The organism is Deinococcus sp. Arct2-2 (assembly GCF_004801315.1).
Classification (GTDB): domain Bacteria; phylum Deinococcota; class Deinococci; order Deinococcales; family Deinococcaceae; genus Deinococcus.
Genome location: NZ_SSNW01000013.1, coordinates 47,564 through 63,604, shown reverse-complemented (window position 1 = coordinate 63,604; position 16,041 = coordinate 47,564). Strand labels below are relative to the sequence as shown.

At 64.7% G+C, this 16,041-nt stretch carries 5 protein-coding genes; all 5 read left to right on the top strand.

Annotated elements, in window-relative coordinates; translation table 11 throughout:
* Positions 1-33 precede the first annotated feature (33 nt).
* The 5 genes from E7T06_RS08200 to E7T06_RS08180 are packed head-to-tail and all read left to right on the top strand — an operon-like array spanning position 34 to position 15,968.
* On the top strand, positions 34-7,752 hold the full coding sequence (locus tag E7T06_RS08200; RefSeq protein ID WP_136365347.1) for a type I polyketide synthase: 7,719 nt from the start codon (positions 34-36) through the stop codon (positions 7,750-7,752).
* A complete protein-coding gene (locus E7T06_RS08195) occupies positions 7,749-11,573 on the top strand; it encodes an amino acid adenylation domain-containing protein (protein ID WP_136365346.1) in 3,825 nt (1,274 codons plus the stop codon). Before E7T06_RS08200 ends, E7T06_RS08195 begins: the two co-directional genes overlap by 4 nt.
* Positions 11,570-13,318: a thioester reductase domain-containing protein gene (locus tag E7T06_RS08190; protein WP_136365345.1), complete on the top strand. Its 1,749-nt coding sequence runs from the start codon at positions 11,570-11,572 to the stop codon at positions 13,316-13,318. The genes E7T06_RS08195 and E7T06_RS08190 overlap by 4 nt, the downstream gene beginning before the upstream one ends.
* A complete protein-coding gene (locus E7T06_RS08185; RefSeq protein WP_136365344.1) occupies positions 13,315-14,832 on the top strand; it encodes an aminotransferase class III-fold pyridoxal phosphate-dependent enzyme in 1,518 nt (505 codons plus the stop codon). Before E7T06_RS08190 ends, E7T06_RS08185 begins: the two co-directional genes overlap by 4 nt.
* Entirely contained in the window at positions 14,829-15,968 is a 1,140-nt protein-coding gene (locus E7T06_RS08180) for a GNAT family N-acetyltransferase (protein ID WP_136365343.1), read from the top strand. Before E7T06_RS08185 ends, E7T06_RS08180 begins: the two co-directional genes overlap by 4 nt.
* Positions 15,969-16,041: the final 73 nt, after the last annotated feature.

Below are 16,041 nucleotides of genomic sequence, written 5' to 3'. Positions count from 1 at the left end.
CTTTCTGGTTTCACTTCTCCTCAGAGGTACACCATGACGAATTCCAAGTGGACGCCTTCCGCCTTTATTCCTGCTGTGGACGGTGCGGGGTTGGCTGCTGAAGTTGCTCAGCCTGCCGAACCTATCGCCATCGTCGGCATAGGCTGCCGCTTTCCCGGCCAGTCCAATACTCCGCGCCAGTTCTGGAATTTTTTGGTGGATGGAGGCGACGCAGTCACCGAGATTCCGGCGGAACGCTGGCGGGTGGATGCCTATTTCAATCCCGATCACCGTGCACCGGGACGCACTTATGCCCGCTGGGGCGGCTTTATTCGGGATATAGATCAGTTCGACGCGGCCTTCTTCGGCATTTCTCCGCGTGAGGCGGCCCGCATGGATCCCCAGCAACGCCTACTGCTAGAGGTGGCCGACGAAGCCTTTCAGGATGCGGGACTGCCGCCCAGCACGCTGGCGGGGTCAGATACAGGCGTGTTTATGGGTGTGTCCACCTGCGATTACGCGGGTATCCAAACCGCCTCTAATGCCCGCCATTCCATCGATTCGTTCACCAATTTGGGCGTCGGCACCTGCATCACTGCCAACCGGATTTCTTACCATTACGATTTTCATGGGCCAAGTTTTGTCGTCGATACGGCCTGTTCATCATCGTTGGTGGCGGTCAGTTTGGCCTGCAAGGCGCTCTGGAGCAGGGAATGTGCGGTGGCCCTCACGGGCGCGGTGAACCTGATGTTGCGGCCCGAAAACACGATGGGTTTCAGCAAAGCGCAGATGCTTTCTACGCAGGGCCGCTGCAAAAGCTTTGACGCCGACGCCAGCGGCTACGTGCGGGCCGAGGGCGCAGGTGTGCTGGTGCTGAAGCCTCTCAGCCGCGCACAGGCCGATGGAGACCGCATTTACGCCGTCATCCGTGCCGCCGACATCAACCAAGATGGGCGTACTGGGGGCATTGCCCTACCCAATGGAGAAGCTCAGGCGGCCTTGCTGCGCGGTATTTACGCGCGTGCGGGCCTCGATCCGGCGGGGGTGCGGTATGTGGAGGCACACGGCACGGGGACGGTGGTGGGCGATCCCATCGAAGTGAACGCGCTGGGGCAGGTGTTGCGGGCCAGTTACGCGCCCGGCCAACCGGAATGCCTGATCGGGTCGGTCAAAAGCAATGTGGGGCATCTCGAAGCCGCGTCGGGCATGGCTGGACTCATCAAGGCCGCTCTCAGCATCCAGCAACGCGAGCTTCCCGGCAATCTGCACTTCCATACGCCCAATCCGGCCATCCCGTTTGATGCCTACGGTCTGCGCGTCACAGTGGGGCGGCAGGCTTGGCCCACCGACCCAGACGGCTCGCAGTCGTTCCTGACGGGCATCAATTCCTTCGGCTTCGGCGGCACGAATGCCCATGTGGTGCTGGACAGTGCGCCACCCATGCCAGACCTTCAGGCCAAGTCAGTCCAACCCCAGTCAACTCAGCCACAGAACCGCGCCGAATTCATGCCTCTTTCGGCCCGCAGTCCGGAAGCGTTGCGGGCTGTGGCCGAACAATACCGAGACTTTTCCGCCGCGCATCCCGACCTGCCGCTCTCCGAACTGGCTGCCACGCTGGGCCGTCAGCGTGAGCATCACCCGTACCGCCTGAGTCTTGCGCCGCGCAGCCACCCGGAATGGCAGGAGCAGTTGCAAGCCTTCCTAGACGGTGAAATGCGGGCAGGCATGGCGCAGGGCCGCACGGTGGCCGAGGGTGAACGGGTGCCGCTGGCGTTCGTGTTTGCGGGCATGGGGCCGCAGTGGTGGGCAATGGGCCGCGAACTGTTGGGGAAGGGCGGCGAACCGGTGTTCCGCGCCGCGCTAGAAGAAATAGACGCGCTGCTGGCCGTCCATACCGGCTGGAGCCTGCTGGCCGAACTGACTCGCCCTGAAGAAGAGTCGCGCATCAATGAAACGCAGATTGCTCAACCTGCCATTTTTGCCCTGCAAGTGGCGTTGGCGCGGCTGTGGGCCAGTTGGGGCGTGCTGCCCGACGTGATTATCGGTCACAGCCTCGGTGAAGCGGCGGCGGCCCATATTGCCGGGGCTTTGTCCCTCCCCGACGCCGTACACCTGATTTATCAGCGCAGCCGCTTGCAACACAGCACCGCCGGACAAGGCAAGATGCTGGCCGTAACCCTGCCGCCCTTGGAGGCCGCCGCGCTGGTGGCCGAATTTCCGGGCCGGGTGTCGGTGGCCGCCATTAACAGTCCCACCGACCTCACGCTGGCGGGCGTGACCGCCGACTTAGAAACCATCGCCGCCCGCCTGACCGCTGCCGATGTGTTCAACGCCTTCCTGAAAGTAGACGTGCCGTTTCACAGCCCGGTGATGGAACAAATTCGCGCGGAGTTTTTTACGGTGATGGGGGGGCTGGTGCCGCGTGCGCCCACCATTCCGCTGATGTCCACCACCTTTGGGCGTTATGTAGAGGGAGCAGAGTTGGACGTGACCGCGTGGTGGCACAATATCCGCCAGTCGGTGCTGTTTGAAGGCGGCATCGGGCAGATGTTGCAGGGCGGCCCACACGTCTTTCTAGAGGTCAGCGCCCACCCTGCTCTGTCTGCCAGCCTGACACGCTGCATCGCGGCGGCCCCCCAAACGCACGCCCGCACAGGCAGCGTGGTGTTGCCGTCGCTGCGGCGGTTGGAACCCGAACGGGTCACGTTACTGGGATCGTTGGGCCGCCTCTATACGCTCGGACGGGAGATGGCGTGGCCCCGCATCCACACTGCCGCGCCCCGGCATCTGCCCCTGCCGCTGTATCCGTGGCAGCACGAGCGCCACTGGAACGAAACGGCCCGCGCCCACCGCGAACGCCTCGGCCTGAAGCTACATCCCCTGTTGGGCGAGCGCCAAGATTCGGCCACGCCCGCTTGGGAAAACGTGCTGGACGCCTACAGCACGCCCGATCTGCGAGACCATGTGGTGCAGGGCGAAGTGGTGTTTCCCGGCGCGGGCTACGTGGAGATGGCGTTGGCCGCCGCCCGCGAAACCTTTGATGAGAGCGGGGCCGTTCTCAGCGATATCACCTTTGCCGAAGCCCTGATCTTGCCGCCGGGTGAGGGCCGTGTGGTGCAAACCGTCGTGGACGCCCGCCACGCTCTACATGTGCATAGCCGCCCCGCCAGTGCCGCAGACGCCGCAGGTTCCGACGACGCCGCCGAAGAAGACTGGACACCACACGCCAGCGCTACACTGCGCCGATTGGGAGGCCATCTGGCACGGCAAGAATCGTTGCCCATGCTCCGCGCCCGCTGCCCGCGCCCCTATCCCACCGACGCCTTTTACGCCCAGTTTCACGCGCTGGGCTTGCAGTACGGTCCGCATTACCGGGGCTTGTCAGAGGTGTGGCTAGGAGCCGGAAACGGGGAAGCCTTAGGAATGCTGCGGCCCGCGCTGGCGCATGAAGACGGTTTGTTCCCCCCGCCTGTGTTGGACGCCTGTTTTCAGCTCCTGTTGGGCGCTGTAGCGTCGCTCCCCGATGCCCCAGAAGGCCGCCTGTATTTGCCGGTGCAGATTCGGGAACTCATTTTTACGCCCGCTGCTGACAGTTCCGCCCCCCTCGCTGCTCACGCCCGCCTGACCCACTGGGACACGGCCCGCATCACGGGCGACCTGACCCTGATGGATGCGGCGGGCAACGTGCTGGCCGAGGTGCGCGGCTTGAGTTGTCAGGCGATAGACAGCGCGGCCACTGGCCTAGACGCCATGCTGTACGCCCACACGTGGGAGCGGCAACCGCTGGAACCGGGCCAAGCTGCGCCGCTGGCCCTGACATTGCCCGCCCAGTCTGGCCTAGAAGAAATCCGCGCCGACACGCTGGCCCGCATAGGCACGCCCCAAGACCGCGCCGATTTTGAAACCCTGAGTGCGCGGCTTGCGGGTCTGTATGCAAGGGCCGCTCTGATAGGCGCATCTGAATCTCAGTCTGAATTGAAGGTGGCGGCGCAGGCGTTGGCCGATGCCGTCTCCGGTTCAACTGAAATTGACCCCGAAACCCTCTGGCGTTCGCTCTGGTCACGCTTTCCCGGTCACGCTGCCGAATTGCAAGTGCTTCACCGCGCCGGGTCAACGGTGGCGGCAAGATTGCAAGCTGATCGTGCAGATCCTCTGGCTCCGATATCTCCCTCACCTACTGAAATTTCCAACCTCTCCGCGCTTGACGGACTTTCCGGCCCCTTAGACCACCTGCGCTCTGCTTCACCCACCGTGCGGCCCGTGCATACGCTGTTGGCGTCGGCGCTGACCCGTCTTTTGGATGCCCGCAACTTGGACGCTCGAACCTCGCCCCAGCTTGTGAGGGTGTTGGAACTGAACGCTGCACGGAACGGTATATCTGGTGGGTTGACGGCACAATTGGCCTCTGCCCTAGCTCGCCCCACCGTCTCTCTCACATTGGCTGATGCCGACCCAGACGCCCTAGACCGCGCCGCCGCCCGCGCAGGCCAAAGCCTGACTGCTGTGCCGGAAACGTTGCTGCTCGACCTCGCCCGCCCACTGTCCGAGCAGTGGGAAGGTGAACAACAGAGATTTGACGTAGTGGTGGGCGTGGACGTAGGTGCAGACGCCGCCGCCAACTTGCGACAATTGCTGGCCCCCGGCGGCGTGCTGCTGCTGGAACGCACCCAGCGTTTGCCTGCATGGACGGCGCTTTTGCCTGAGCTTGGCACGGTGTCCAGTCCTCTGGCCGACGCCTTGACCGCTGCGGGCTTTAAAGCCGTGCAGAGTTTGCCCGATGCGCCCGAATCTGAATTGGCCGTGCGCGAACTGGTGTGGGGCCGTGCGCCTGTCGCTGATCTGGCCGCCATTCCTACCGCTCTCAACATGACCCCCGCTGGCCGCTGGCTCCTTTTTGCCGACGAAGCCGACTTTGCCGCCAAACTTCGGGCCGAATTGGAGGCGCGGCAGGGTACGGTGCAAGTGGTGGCCCCGCTGGGCACGCACATTCCCAGCGCTGCGGAGGTTGCGCCTGCTGACCGCGCTGCTCTGACGGCGCTGCTGGCACAGGCCGGGGCTTTTGCTGGAATTATCTTCGCTTGGGGTCTGAATTCTCCTGCCGCGCCGTCCATCTCCGACTTGCAACAGACCGAAACTATAGGCGGCCAAAGCGTGCTGGCGCTGGTGCAGGCGTTGGCTACTACTGAAACACACACGGCGCTTTGGCTGGTCACGCGGGGAGCGCAGGCGGTGGGCGGCAAAGGGGTTACGCCTATGCAAGCGGGTCTCTGGGGGCTGGGGCGCGTGGTAGGCACCGAATACCCGCACCTCGTGCCCCGGTTGCTTGACCTTGACCCGGCGGCTCCAGCGGCGGCGAGTGCGGGCGTACTGGTGCGGGAACTGTTGGGCAATAGTGCTGAGGATGAAGTGGCCTTTCGTGAGCAAGAAGGGCAATCGGTACGCTGGGTTCACCGGCTGACCCGTCCCAGCCGCGATTCTCTGACTGCTTCCGGCTCCGATGTCTCCGCCAACACTGCCACACGCATTCACATTCAGCGTCCCGGCGTGCTGTCAAGTTTGGTGCATCAGGTCACGCCGCGCCGCGCTCCCGCACCCGGAGAAGTGGAAGTGCGTGTGGAAGCCGCCGCACTCAACTTTAAAGACATCATGGTGGGCATGGGCATGTTGCCCGACGAGGCGCTGGAAGGCGGATTTACCGGGCGCTCCTACGGCATGGAAGCGGCGGGCATTATCGAGCGCGTGGGCGAAGGCGTGACCGAATACGCGCCCGGTGACGCGGTGGTGCTGTGCGGCCCCGACGCGCTGAGCAGCTTCCGCACCGTGCCGCTGCCCTACGTGGTGCGCCGCCCCGCTCACCTGTCCAGCGAGGCTGCCGCCACCCTGCCGATTGCGTACCTGACGGCGTATTACGCGCTGCATACCCTCTGCCAGTTGGGGCCGGATGACCGCGTATTGATCCATGCGGCGGCGGGCGGCGTGGGCTTGGCGGCTATCGCGCTGTGCGTGCGGGCCGGGGCCACCGTGTACGCCACCGCCGGAACACCCGAAAAACGCGAACTCTTGCGGGCCTTGGGCGCGGCGCACGTCATGGATTCGCGCACGCTGGATTTTGCCGAGGAAGTCAGGGCGGCCAGCGGCGGCAGGGGCGTCAGCATCGTTCTCAATTCGTTGTCGGGCGAGGCCATCGGGCGCAGCCTGAGTTGCCTGAGTCCCTACGGGAAATTCGTGGAAATCGGCAAGCGCGATATCTACCAAAACAGCCCGCTGGACTTGGCCCCGTTCCGCAACAATCTGTCGTACTTTGCCGTAGACCTAGACCGGATGTGGGTCGACCGCCCGCAGATGATGCAGGGCCTGCTGCACACGGTTATGGGCCTGTTCGAGTCCCGCGAGCTTGCCCCGCTGGCTTACCGCGTGTTCCCGTATGCGGCGGCAGAATCGGCCTTCCGTTTTATGGCGCAGGCGCGGCACACGGGCAAAGTGGTGTTGGCCCTGACCGCCGAAGCTCCGGCCAAGTTGTCGCACATCCCCGAACCCGTGCACCTCGGTCCAGACGGCGTGTACCTGATCACAGGCGGCTTGGGCGGCTTTGGCTTGGCGCTGGCGGGCTGGTTGGCGGGGCGTGGGGCGCGGCGGTTGGTGCTGGTGGGCAGAAGTGCGGGCAGCGAGGCGGCGCGGGCCAGTATTGATGACCTTCTGCAGCACACAGACGGCTTGCAGATCACGCTAGAGCAGGCTGATATTGCCGACCCGGACGCTGTAGAAGCCTTGCTGGAACGCACCCGGCAACTAGGGCCACTACGCGGCGTGTTCCATGCAGCAATGGTCATAGATGACGCCCTGATCGAGCAACTGACCCCCGGACGGTACACCCGCGTTACGGCCCCCAAAGTGCTGGGCGCGTGGAATCTGCACACCCACACGCGGGCCGATGCGCTGGATGTGTTCGTGTGTTTTTCGTCGGTCAGTGCCCTGATCGGCAACTTGGGGCAGGCCAATTACGCCGCCGCCAACGCTTTTTTAGACACTCTGGCCGATGCTCGCCGTGCCGACGGACTGCCCGCCCTGACCGTCAACTGGGGCGCAGTGGCCGATGTAGGCTACTTGACCGGGCAAGCGGCGGTGGCCGAGCGGCTGGAAGCAGTGGGCGTGACGCCCGTTCCGGTAGGTCAACTGTTGGCGGCGTTGGGCGAGTTGTGGCCCGCCGCACTAAGCCGTGACCCCCACGCTCCCGGTGCAGTCGGCGTGGCCGCGTTGCATTGGCCCTTGCTCGTTCAATCTCGCGGTGTGCCGTTGCCCCCGCGTTTGGCGCCTCTGCTGTCTTCTGCCACCGCCGAAGCGTCTAGCCAAGAGGCAGGCGGCTTCCTGTCCGCACTCCTCGATCTGTCCGAAGAAGAACGCCAAACGGCTTTGAGTGCCCGCCTCGCCGAACAATTGGCCCGTATTCTAGGCACGTCTCCGGGCAAACTTGACCACGATCAGGCGATTATGAAAATGGGCGTGGATTCGCTGATGGCCGTGGAACTGGGCAGCCAAATTCAGGCCGAAACGGGCGTGAAAGTGTCGCCCATGAAGTTCGTCGGGGGCATTACGCTGCGCGGCCTGACCGAATTCGTGCTGGACAGCCTGACCGCGCCTGTGCCGGAGCTTCAGCCAATGACGCTGCTCACTGCTCCAGCCAGCAACCTCGCGGAACACGTCGAAACCCTCCCCGATGCCGATGTGGACGCGATGTTGGCCGGACTCTTGGCCGAGCAGCGGGGCCGTGCATGACCGTCACTGGCCCATCCCCGGAGGTAGCGGCAGACCCACTGGCTCACCTGACCCCCGACCAAAAGCGGGCCTTGCTGCTGCGCCTCCTGCAAGAAAAAGAAGCATCCGCTCCAGCGGTTTCAACTTCAACGGCTCCACCGCCCGCAGCCCTCCCCACCGTCACACCTCATCCGGCCCACGCCCACGCTCCCTTCCCGCTCACCGATATTCAGCACGCTTACTGGCTGGGACGCCAAGAGGGGCTGGACTTGGGCGGCGTAGGGGCGCACGTCTACAGCGAATTCGATTTGGCGATGACCGATATAGGTCGCATGGCGCGGGCGTGGCGGCAAGTCGTCGCCCGCCACGATCAACTCCGGATGGTGGTGCAGCCGGACGGCCTTCAGCGCGTGCTGGCGCAAGTGCCGGACTTTCAGATTGCCGAAACTGACCTCACACATCTGCCCGCCGCCGAGCAAGACGCCCGCCTGAGCGCCAACCGCGCCGAGGTGCAGGCCCGCGTGTACGATCCCGCCGTGTGGCCCATGTTCGACCTGCGGGCGCTGCGGCTCGCGTCCGGTGTCACGCGAGTATGCGTGTCCTTCGACATGCTGCTGCTCGATTTGCGCTCCTTCCAACTGGTGCTGGAAGACTGGTTCGTGTATTACAACAACCCCAACGCCGCGCTGCCGCCGCTGCCGATCTCCTTCCGCGACTATTGCCAAGCCGCAGCCTCGCTGGAGGGTTTCGAGGTGCAGGCCACCTCCAAGGCGTACTGGACGGCCCGCCTGCCCAAACTCCCCCCAGCCCCCGAATTGCCCCGGCCCCGTGCCCCCGATTCCGCCCCCCAAGACAGCCCCGCCGGACGCACTTTCTCTCGCCGCAGCGCCCGCTTAGAGCCGCAGGAGTGGCAGGCGCTCAAAACGTTGGCCCACCAACACGGCGTTACGCCTGCCAGTGTGCTGCTGGGCGCGTTTGGCACGGTGTTGGCGGGCTGGAGCGGAAGCCGCCGCTTTTCGCTGAATCTGACCGTCTTCAACCGCTTGCCGCTGCATCCCGCCGTGCCGCGCTTGGTGGGCGACTTTACCGGAACTACGCTGCTGGCCTTCGATTTGAAACCCACCGAACCCTTCAGCGCCCGCGCCGCCCGACTTCAGGCGCAGTTGTGGGCTGACCTAGAACACCGGTATTACAGCGGCGTACAAGTCATGCGCGACCTCGCAAAAGACGCCGGAGCGCGGCACGCCCTATATCCCGTCGTGTTTACCAGCCACCTCGCGGGGAGCCTCAGCGCCGGGGACACCATTCCGCCGCCGCTGCCCGTAGACGTGGTGTACGGCCTGTCTCAAACGCCGCAGGTCAGCCTCGATCATCAGGTGTTCGAGCAGGGCGGCGGCCTGAATATCCACTGGGACGCCCGCGCCGCACTATTTGCTCCCGGCGTGCTGGACGAGATGTTTGCGGCCAACGTGCGCCTGTTGCATGACCTTGCCCGCGGCGCGGCAGCGTGGACGGCCACCCATTATCCTTTGGCCCCGGCTCACCAGTTGGAGGCGCGGGCCACTTCGCCTGCTCCCGGTTTTACCCACGATCCGTACCGCACTTCCGCCACTTTGCCCAGCCTGTTCGAGTCTCGCGCCGCCGCACAACCCAATGCTCCGGCCCTGATCGCAGGCGACCAACTTTGGACTTACGGCCAACTGGACGCCCTGACCGCAGCTTGGGCACAGGCGCTCCGGGCCGCTGGCGTAAGTGCAGGGCAGCCTGTCGCATTGGTCATGGAACGCGGCTGGGAGGGTGCGGCGGCAGCGTTGGCGGTGCTGCGGGCGGGCGGCGCGTATCTACCCATTGACCCCGATCAGCCCCCCGAACGCCTGCTGAGCTTGCTGGAAGCCAGCGGCGCACGCTTGGCACTCACGCAGCCGCACTTGCGGGCCCGCTTGCCCACTCCACTCGGTCTAACGGTGTTGCCCTTCACCGATTCGCCCCCGCCCGCCGCCCACTTACCGCTCCCTACCATTCTGCCCAGCGACCTCGCCTACATCATCTACACGTCCGGCTCTACCGGGCAGCCCAAAGGCGTGATGATCGACCACCGGGGCGCGGTCAATACCGTGCTGGACGTGAACCAACGCTTCGGCATTGGCCCCTCTGATCAGGTCTTGGGCGTGTCGGCGCTTACCTTCGACTTGTCGGTGTACGACCTGTTCGGCACCTTCGCGGCGGGCGCGGCGCTGGTGCTGCCCACCCACACGGGCCGCCGCGATCCTGACCACTGGCGTCACCTGATTGGGTCTCACGGCGTCACGGTCTGGAATTCGGTTCCGGCGCTGCTGGGGATGCTGTTAAGTTCGGGTAATTCTGACGGGTTGGCTTCCCTGCGTCTGCTACTCCTGAGCGGCGACTGGATTCCGCTGGGCCTCTTGCCAACCGTACAACAGCACTTGCCACACGCTCGGTTGGTCAGTTTGGGCGGGGCCACCGAAGCTTCGATCTGGTCAATCTTGCATGAAATTAAGGGGTTAGATCCCGGCTGGGCCAGCGTTCCATATGGCCGCGCGATGTCCCACCAAACGGTGCAAGTGCTGGACTCGGCCTTGAATCCCGCGCCCGATCTGGCCCCCGGAGAATTGTTTATTGGCGGCGTAGGCGTGGCGCTGGGTTACTGGCAGGACGCCGAACGCAGTGCCTCCCGCTTTTTTGTGCATCCCCGCACCGGAGAAAGGCTGTACCGCACAGGCGATTTGGGGCGCGTACTGCCGGGAGGAACCCTAGAGTTGCTGGGCCGCGTAGATCGCCAAGTCAAAATTCGCGGCCACCGCATCGAACTCGGAGAAGTCGAAGCCGCCATCCGTGCCGTGCCGGGTGTGCGGGACACGTTGGTCACGGTACGCCCCGGCCCCGCCGGACAGCCCACGCTCACGGCCTACCTTGTGCCAGACGCACCCGCCGAAGCTTCTGCCCCAGATTCCCTCGTGGCTGAACTGCTGCACGCCGCCGACTTGCTGCGCCCGTACCAGAGTGGCAATACTAAGTTAGACGCAGAACTCAAGCTCTTGACCACGCTGGAAGCCCGCGCTGCCTTCAAACAAAAAACATCTGCCCCTCTTTCCGAACACAGCACCACTTTCCCACTCACTTCACCCATCGGCCCGCACCTAGAGCGGCTCCGCGCCCGCCGCAGCTTTCGCCGCTTCGCCCTGGAGCCTGTGCCTGCGGCCCTGTTCGGCGCGTGGCTGGGCGCACTCCTGCCCGATCCCCTCACCGGGCGGCGGCGCTACGCCTCGGCGGGCGACCTGTACCCGGTGGGCGCGTATCTGTGGGCGCGGGCGGGCCGCATACAGGGGTTGGAAGCTGGCCTGCACGTCCTCGACACCGCTTCCGGCAGTCTGCATGCCATCCCCGACGCGCCGCCCTTGCCCCGCGCCGCCTACCACCCTCTCATCAACCGGCCCATGTTCGACGAGGCCGCTTTCGCCCTGTTCTTGGTGGCCCATGTGCGGGCCATCGCCCCCGTGTACGGCCACCGCTCCATTCACTTTTGCACGTTGGAGGCGGGGCTGATGACCGGGCTGCTGGAGCTTCAGGCTGCATCTACAGCGCTGGGCGTGTGTCAGGTAGGCGAGTTGGATGAGGCGGCTGTGGCCCGCGCCCTGTGCCTCGGCCCGGCGCAGCGTGTCGTTCACTCGCTGGTGGGTGGCCTACTGGAACCTGACCGAGTGGCAGCCACCCGCGCCGCCAGTATCGCTGATCTGCGTCCAGAGGCCCGTTTTGCCCGCTTGCTGGAGCGAGTTAGTGCAGTTTCGGAGACACGGGCAGGGCCAGAAGAAGGCCAACCATGAGCCACCTCACGCCCACACAGCGCACGTTACTGGCCCACCTATTGACAGAGCAGGAGCTTGAGCCGCCGCCCGCTTGGGCCGCCGATCAACTGGCTGCCGACGTGCGGGCTGAACTGGAGCGCCGCCTCCCCGCCCACCTGATTCCCCGCCAATTTGCCGTGCTGCCCGCCTTTCCCTTGACGGCCAATGGCAAAGTAGATACCACGGCGTTGCCCGACCCGTCTCCTGCGGCGGCCACCGCCAGCGCCCTTCCGCGCACCGACCTAGAGCGCGACATTCTGGCCGTGTTCCGTGAAGTCCTGAACCGCGCCGACCTCGGCATCCACGACGACTTTTTCCTGATGGGTGGCGATTCGCTGCTAGCTACAGAACTGGGGGCCAAACTGCGCGAACGCTTGGGCGTCACTTTGCCCGTTGCGCTGATGTTTTCGTCCCCCACAGCGGCAGGAGTGGCGGCAGGCGTGGCGCTGGCCCAAAGAACCCAACCCACAGAATCCAATCTACTTGATCTTTCCGAATTCGAGGCCGACGACACCGACCTAGAGCAGTCCACCGACCTCTTGCGGGCCGACGTGAACTTGGCCGCCGATATTCAGCCCGCGCCCGGAGCCGAGGCCAAAGCGCCGGAGCAATGGCGGGCCGTCTTCCTGACCGGAGCCACCGGGTTTTTTGGTTCACATCTGCTGGCCGAACTGCTGGAAACCACCAACTTGACCGTCCATTGTTTGGTCAGGGCCGAATCTGAAGGAGCCGCCCTAGAACGTCTGCGGGCCGCTCAGCGCCGATTTTGCCCCGATGCCGTTTGGGATGAACGCCGTGTCCTTGCCCATCCCGGCGACCTGACTTCTCTCCACTTCGGACTGGGAGAAGCTGGATTTTCTGCCCTCGCTGACGAAGTAGACGCCCTGTTTCACGCCGGGGCCACCGTGAATTTCGCTTACGCTTACGCCACCCTCAAACCCAGCAACGTAGACGCCTGCGCCGACCTGTTCCGGCTGGCGGTGCGCGGCCACCTGAAGCCCGTCCATTTTGTGAGTACCATTCATCTGTTCAGCAGTTCGCGTTTGCTGGGCCGCGCCCGGATTCCCGAAACCGAAGACATAGACGCCCTGCCCACCGTGACGGGCGGCTACGCCCAAAGCCGCTGGGTGGCTGAAAGTGTGGCGCGGCAAGCGTGCGGGCGCGGTATTCCGGTCACGGTGTACCGCCCCAGCGTCATCGGCGGCGATACGCGCACCGGCGTCAGCAACGAAAACGACGCGCTGTGCCGCCTGTTGCGGGGCTGCGTGCAACTGGGCGTAGCCCCCAGCATCCGCAGCGGTCTGAATATTGTCAGTGCCGACTACGCCGCCGCTGGGTTGGTGCACTTGGCGCTGAATGAGGCTTCGCAGGGGCAGACTTATCATCTCGTCAACCCCGAAAGCAGCCCCCTGAACGACATTTTTGAATACCTGCGCGCCTCCGGCTACCCGCTGGCAACCACCGATTACGGCGACTGGCAGGCCCGCATAGAGGCAGCGGGGCCAGAAAACTCGCTCTACACGCTGCTCCCCCTGATCGCCCATCTGGGTGTGGCTGAGGCGACTGGGCTGCGGCCCCCGCACTTCGACGGAGCGCAGGCAGTGGCCCAGCTCGCCCCGCAAGGCCTAACTTGCCCGCCTGTGACCGCCGATCTGATTCGGTTTTACCTGTCAGGCATGGTTAAGAGTGGATTTTTGCCGCTTCCAAGCGCAGGCAAGTCATGACTGCCGCACCGCTGTCACTCGGCGCCGACCAAAAGCGGGCGCTGAACCTGCTGGCTGCCGGAAACCGCGACGTGTTAGGTGTGCTGGCTGCCGTTGCCACCCGCCAGCGCCGATCTTTGGAGTGGCACGCCCGCGCCCAACAGTGCCTCAGCGGGGGCCGCTCGCAACTGCCCTATTTCAGCCCGGTGTTGCCGCTGTGTCTGGAGGAAGCGCAAGCGGGCCGCATCGTGTGTGCCGATGGGCACGACTTCGTAGACGCGCACATGGGCTATACGGCGGGCATCTTGGGCCACAATCCACCCGTTGTGGTGGCCGCCCTCGCCGCCGCACTGGGCAAACGACCCGGCGCGGGCTATTTCGTGTCTCAGCAGGTGGAGTTGGCCGAAACCATCTGTGCGCTGGTGCCGGGGCTGGAGCGGGTGGCCTTTCTGCACGCCGGGGCTGACGCCATTACCGCCGCCGTGCGCCTGTGCCGCGCCGCCACCCGCCGCACCCTGATCGCCAAATTCGAGGGCTGTTATCACGGCTGGCACGAGTCTGGCCTCGTAAATCCGGCGCTGACTTGGGCAGGCCGCACCTCGGAAGGGCCACTGGACAACATTGCTCCCGAAGTTGCCACCGGGGGCGTGTCTCAGGCGGCGGGCGCGGAATTTTTAATCCTGCCCTACGGCGATTCCCTCGCCCTGCAACTGATCCGCGATCACGCCGCACAATTGGCGGGCGTGCTGCTCGACCCCGTGCCGCGCTTCATGATGAACGATCTCGCGGGCGCACAGGCCTTCGCTCAGCAACTCCGCAGCGTTACCACAGAACTGGGCATTCCCCTAATCTGCGACGAAGTAGTGACCGGCTTTCGCCTGGCGCCGGGCGGCGTGGCCCAAGCGTTTGGCGTGCAGCCCGACCTGAGTTGTTTCGGCAAAATAACGGGCGGTTTGGGGCTGCCCCTCAGTGTGGTGGGGGGCCGCGCCGACCTGATGAACCGCGCTACGACTGCCGGATTGGTCAACGATTACGTGAGCCAGAAGGTCTGGATCAGCACCACGACTGCCGCCAATTCGCTGAGTGTCACGGCGTCGCTGGCGGCGTTGCGGGCCATCGCGCAGGCCGGAGCGGGCTTGTTCGCGCCGCTGGATGCCCACCACACCCACCTGAAAGAAGAAGTCGCCGCTCTCGCCGCCTGTCTCGGCGTCCCGCTCCACCTCGACGGTCATCCGCGCCTGTATTCCATGCTGGCTTTTTCTCTCCCTCCGGCTGATCCCGACGGGTCAGACGCCACAGCCGCCCCGCTGCCCGACGCCCACAACCCCGCCCGCGCCTATTTCCGCGCCTTCACGCCTATCAACGTGCGGGCGGCCCGCTTGCTCACGCTGTACCTGCGGCTTGGGGGCGTGTATATGGAAACTCTGCCCACCCTAGACCTTTCGGCGGCGCACACGGCGGCAGATGTAACCCAGATCTCGGCAGGCCTGACCGAAGCAGTGCGGCGGATGCAGGCACATAGGGTGTTCGCATGAGCGCCGTCGCCATCCGCGCAGAGCCGACAGGCACGGGCCGGATAGAGGTTCGCCCCTTCGACGGCGATCCGGCAGAACTGGCCGCCCTGATCAACCTCTCTTGGCAAGGCCGCTACCTCGCCCGCGACCTGATTCCCGTGTACGACGCGCAAAGTCTGGGCTGGCAAGTGCTGGATACAGGCGAAGATAGCCACGATTTTCGCTTGGCCGCTTACGACGGCGGGCGCTTGGTGGGCTGTTTTCTGGCCGATCGCCTGACGCTACGTGTGGGCGCTGAGATTCGGCATGGTACGCAAGGCAGCTATTTGAGCGTGCATCCCGACTATGCCTCACGCGGAGTCGCCACCCGCCTGATCAATGCGCTGGAGCGGGCGCACCGTCGGCACGGGTTGGAGTTTATGTTGGGCTATGTCAACGCTGCGCCGCATACACCTGCCGCGCAGTTCTGGACGGCATTTCAGCGGGCATTTCCAGCCCGCTACCGCCCTCTTAAATCCGTCCATTTTTGGATGCGGTTCCTAAATGCTCGTGCAGTAGTCGGTGCGCTGGGTCACCCCGCCGAACGCGCCGGATTGCGGGCGCTGTCAGCTCTGCAAGGCGGACCTAGACGCAACACTGTTGGCCGGAGTGGAGGAGAGGTGCGCCCCTATACACTCGCCGACTTGCCCGCCTGTCATCTCCTGCTAGACCGCGCCGCCGCCCGCTCCGATTTGGCGCAACTGTGGGACGCTTCCGGCCTTGCCCATCAATTCCATTCACCGCCCCAGTCTCATCGCTTGGCTCAATCACACACATTGGTCAGCCAGATTCACGGACACATTCAGGGCTTCAGCACCAGCTTTGCTTGGCCGCTGCACAGCCGTTCCCATATCCCCGCCGAAGCTATAGATCTGCTGCTGCTCGACGACCTGACGCCCACTGCTCGCCGCCACTTGCTGCACGCCACCGCTGCGGCCAGTGCAGAGCGCGGCGCTTGGCTCACCCTCGCCGCCCGCACCGACGCCCGCCACGCGGCCACTTTTCTGGCATGCGGTTTTATTCCCGTGCCGCAAGTCTGCACCCTGATGTTGCTGTTTCCGGCCCCAAATTTAAGGCTAGACGGTTTGACACGTGTCGGCCCGCTGCGACTGAGGTAGGTCCTCAGCAGAGCGGTTCAGAAGTATTTTCTCGTCATCGGGAGTGCAAATTCTCCGGCCACCACGACTTTTT

Coding starts and splice junctions, on each gene's coding strand:
- E7T06_RS08195 (WP_136365346.1), top strand. CDS start 7,749: ATGACCGTCACTGGCCCATCCCCGGAGGTAGCGGCAGACCCACTGGCT.
- E7T06_RS08180 (WP_136365343.1), top strand. CDS start 14,829: ATGAGCGCCGTCGCCATCCGCGCAGAGCCGACAGGCACGGGCCGGATA.
- E7T06_RS08185 (WP_136365344.1), top strand. CDS start 13,315: ATGACTGCCGCACCGCTGTCACTCGGCGCCGACCAAAAGCGGGCGCTG.
- E7T06_RS08190 (WP_136365345.1), top strand. CDS start 11,570: ATGAGCCACCTCACGCCCACACAGCGCACGTTACTGGCCCACCTATTG.
- E7T06_RS08200 (WP_136365347.1), top strand. CDS start 34: ATGACGAATTCCAAGTGGACGCCTTCCGCCTTTATTCCTGCTGTGGAC.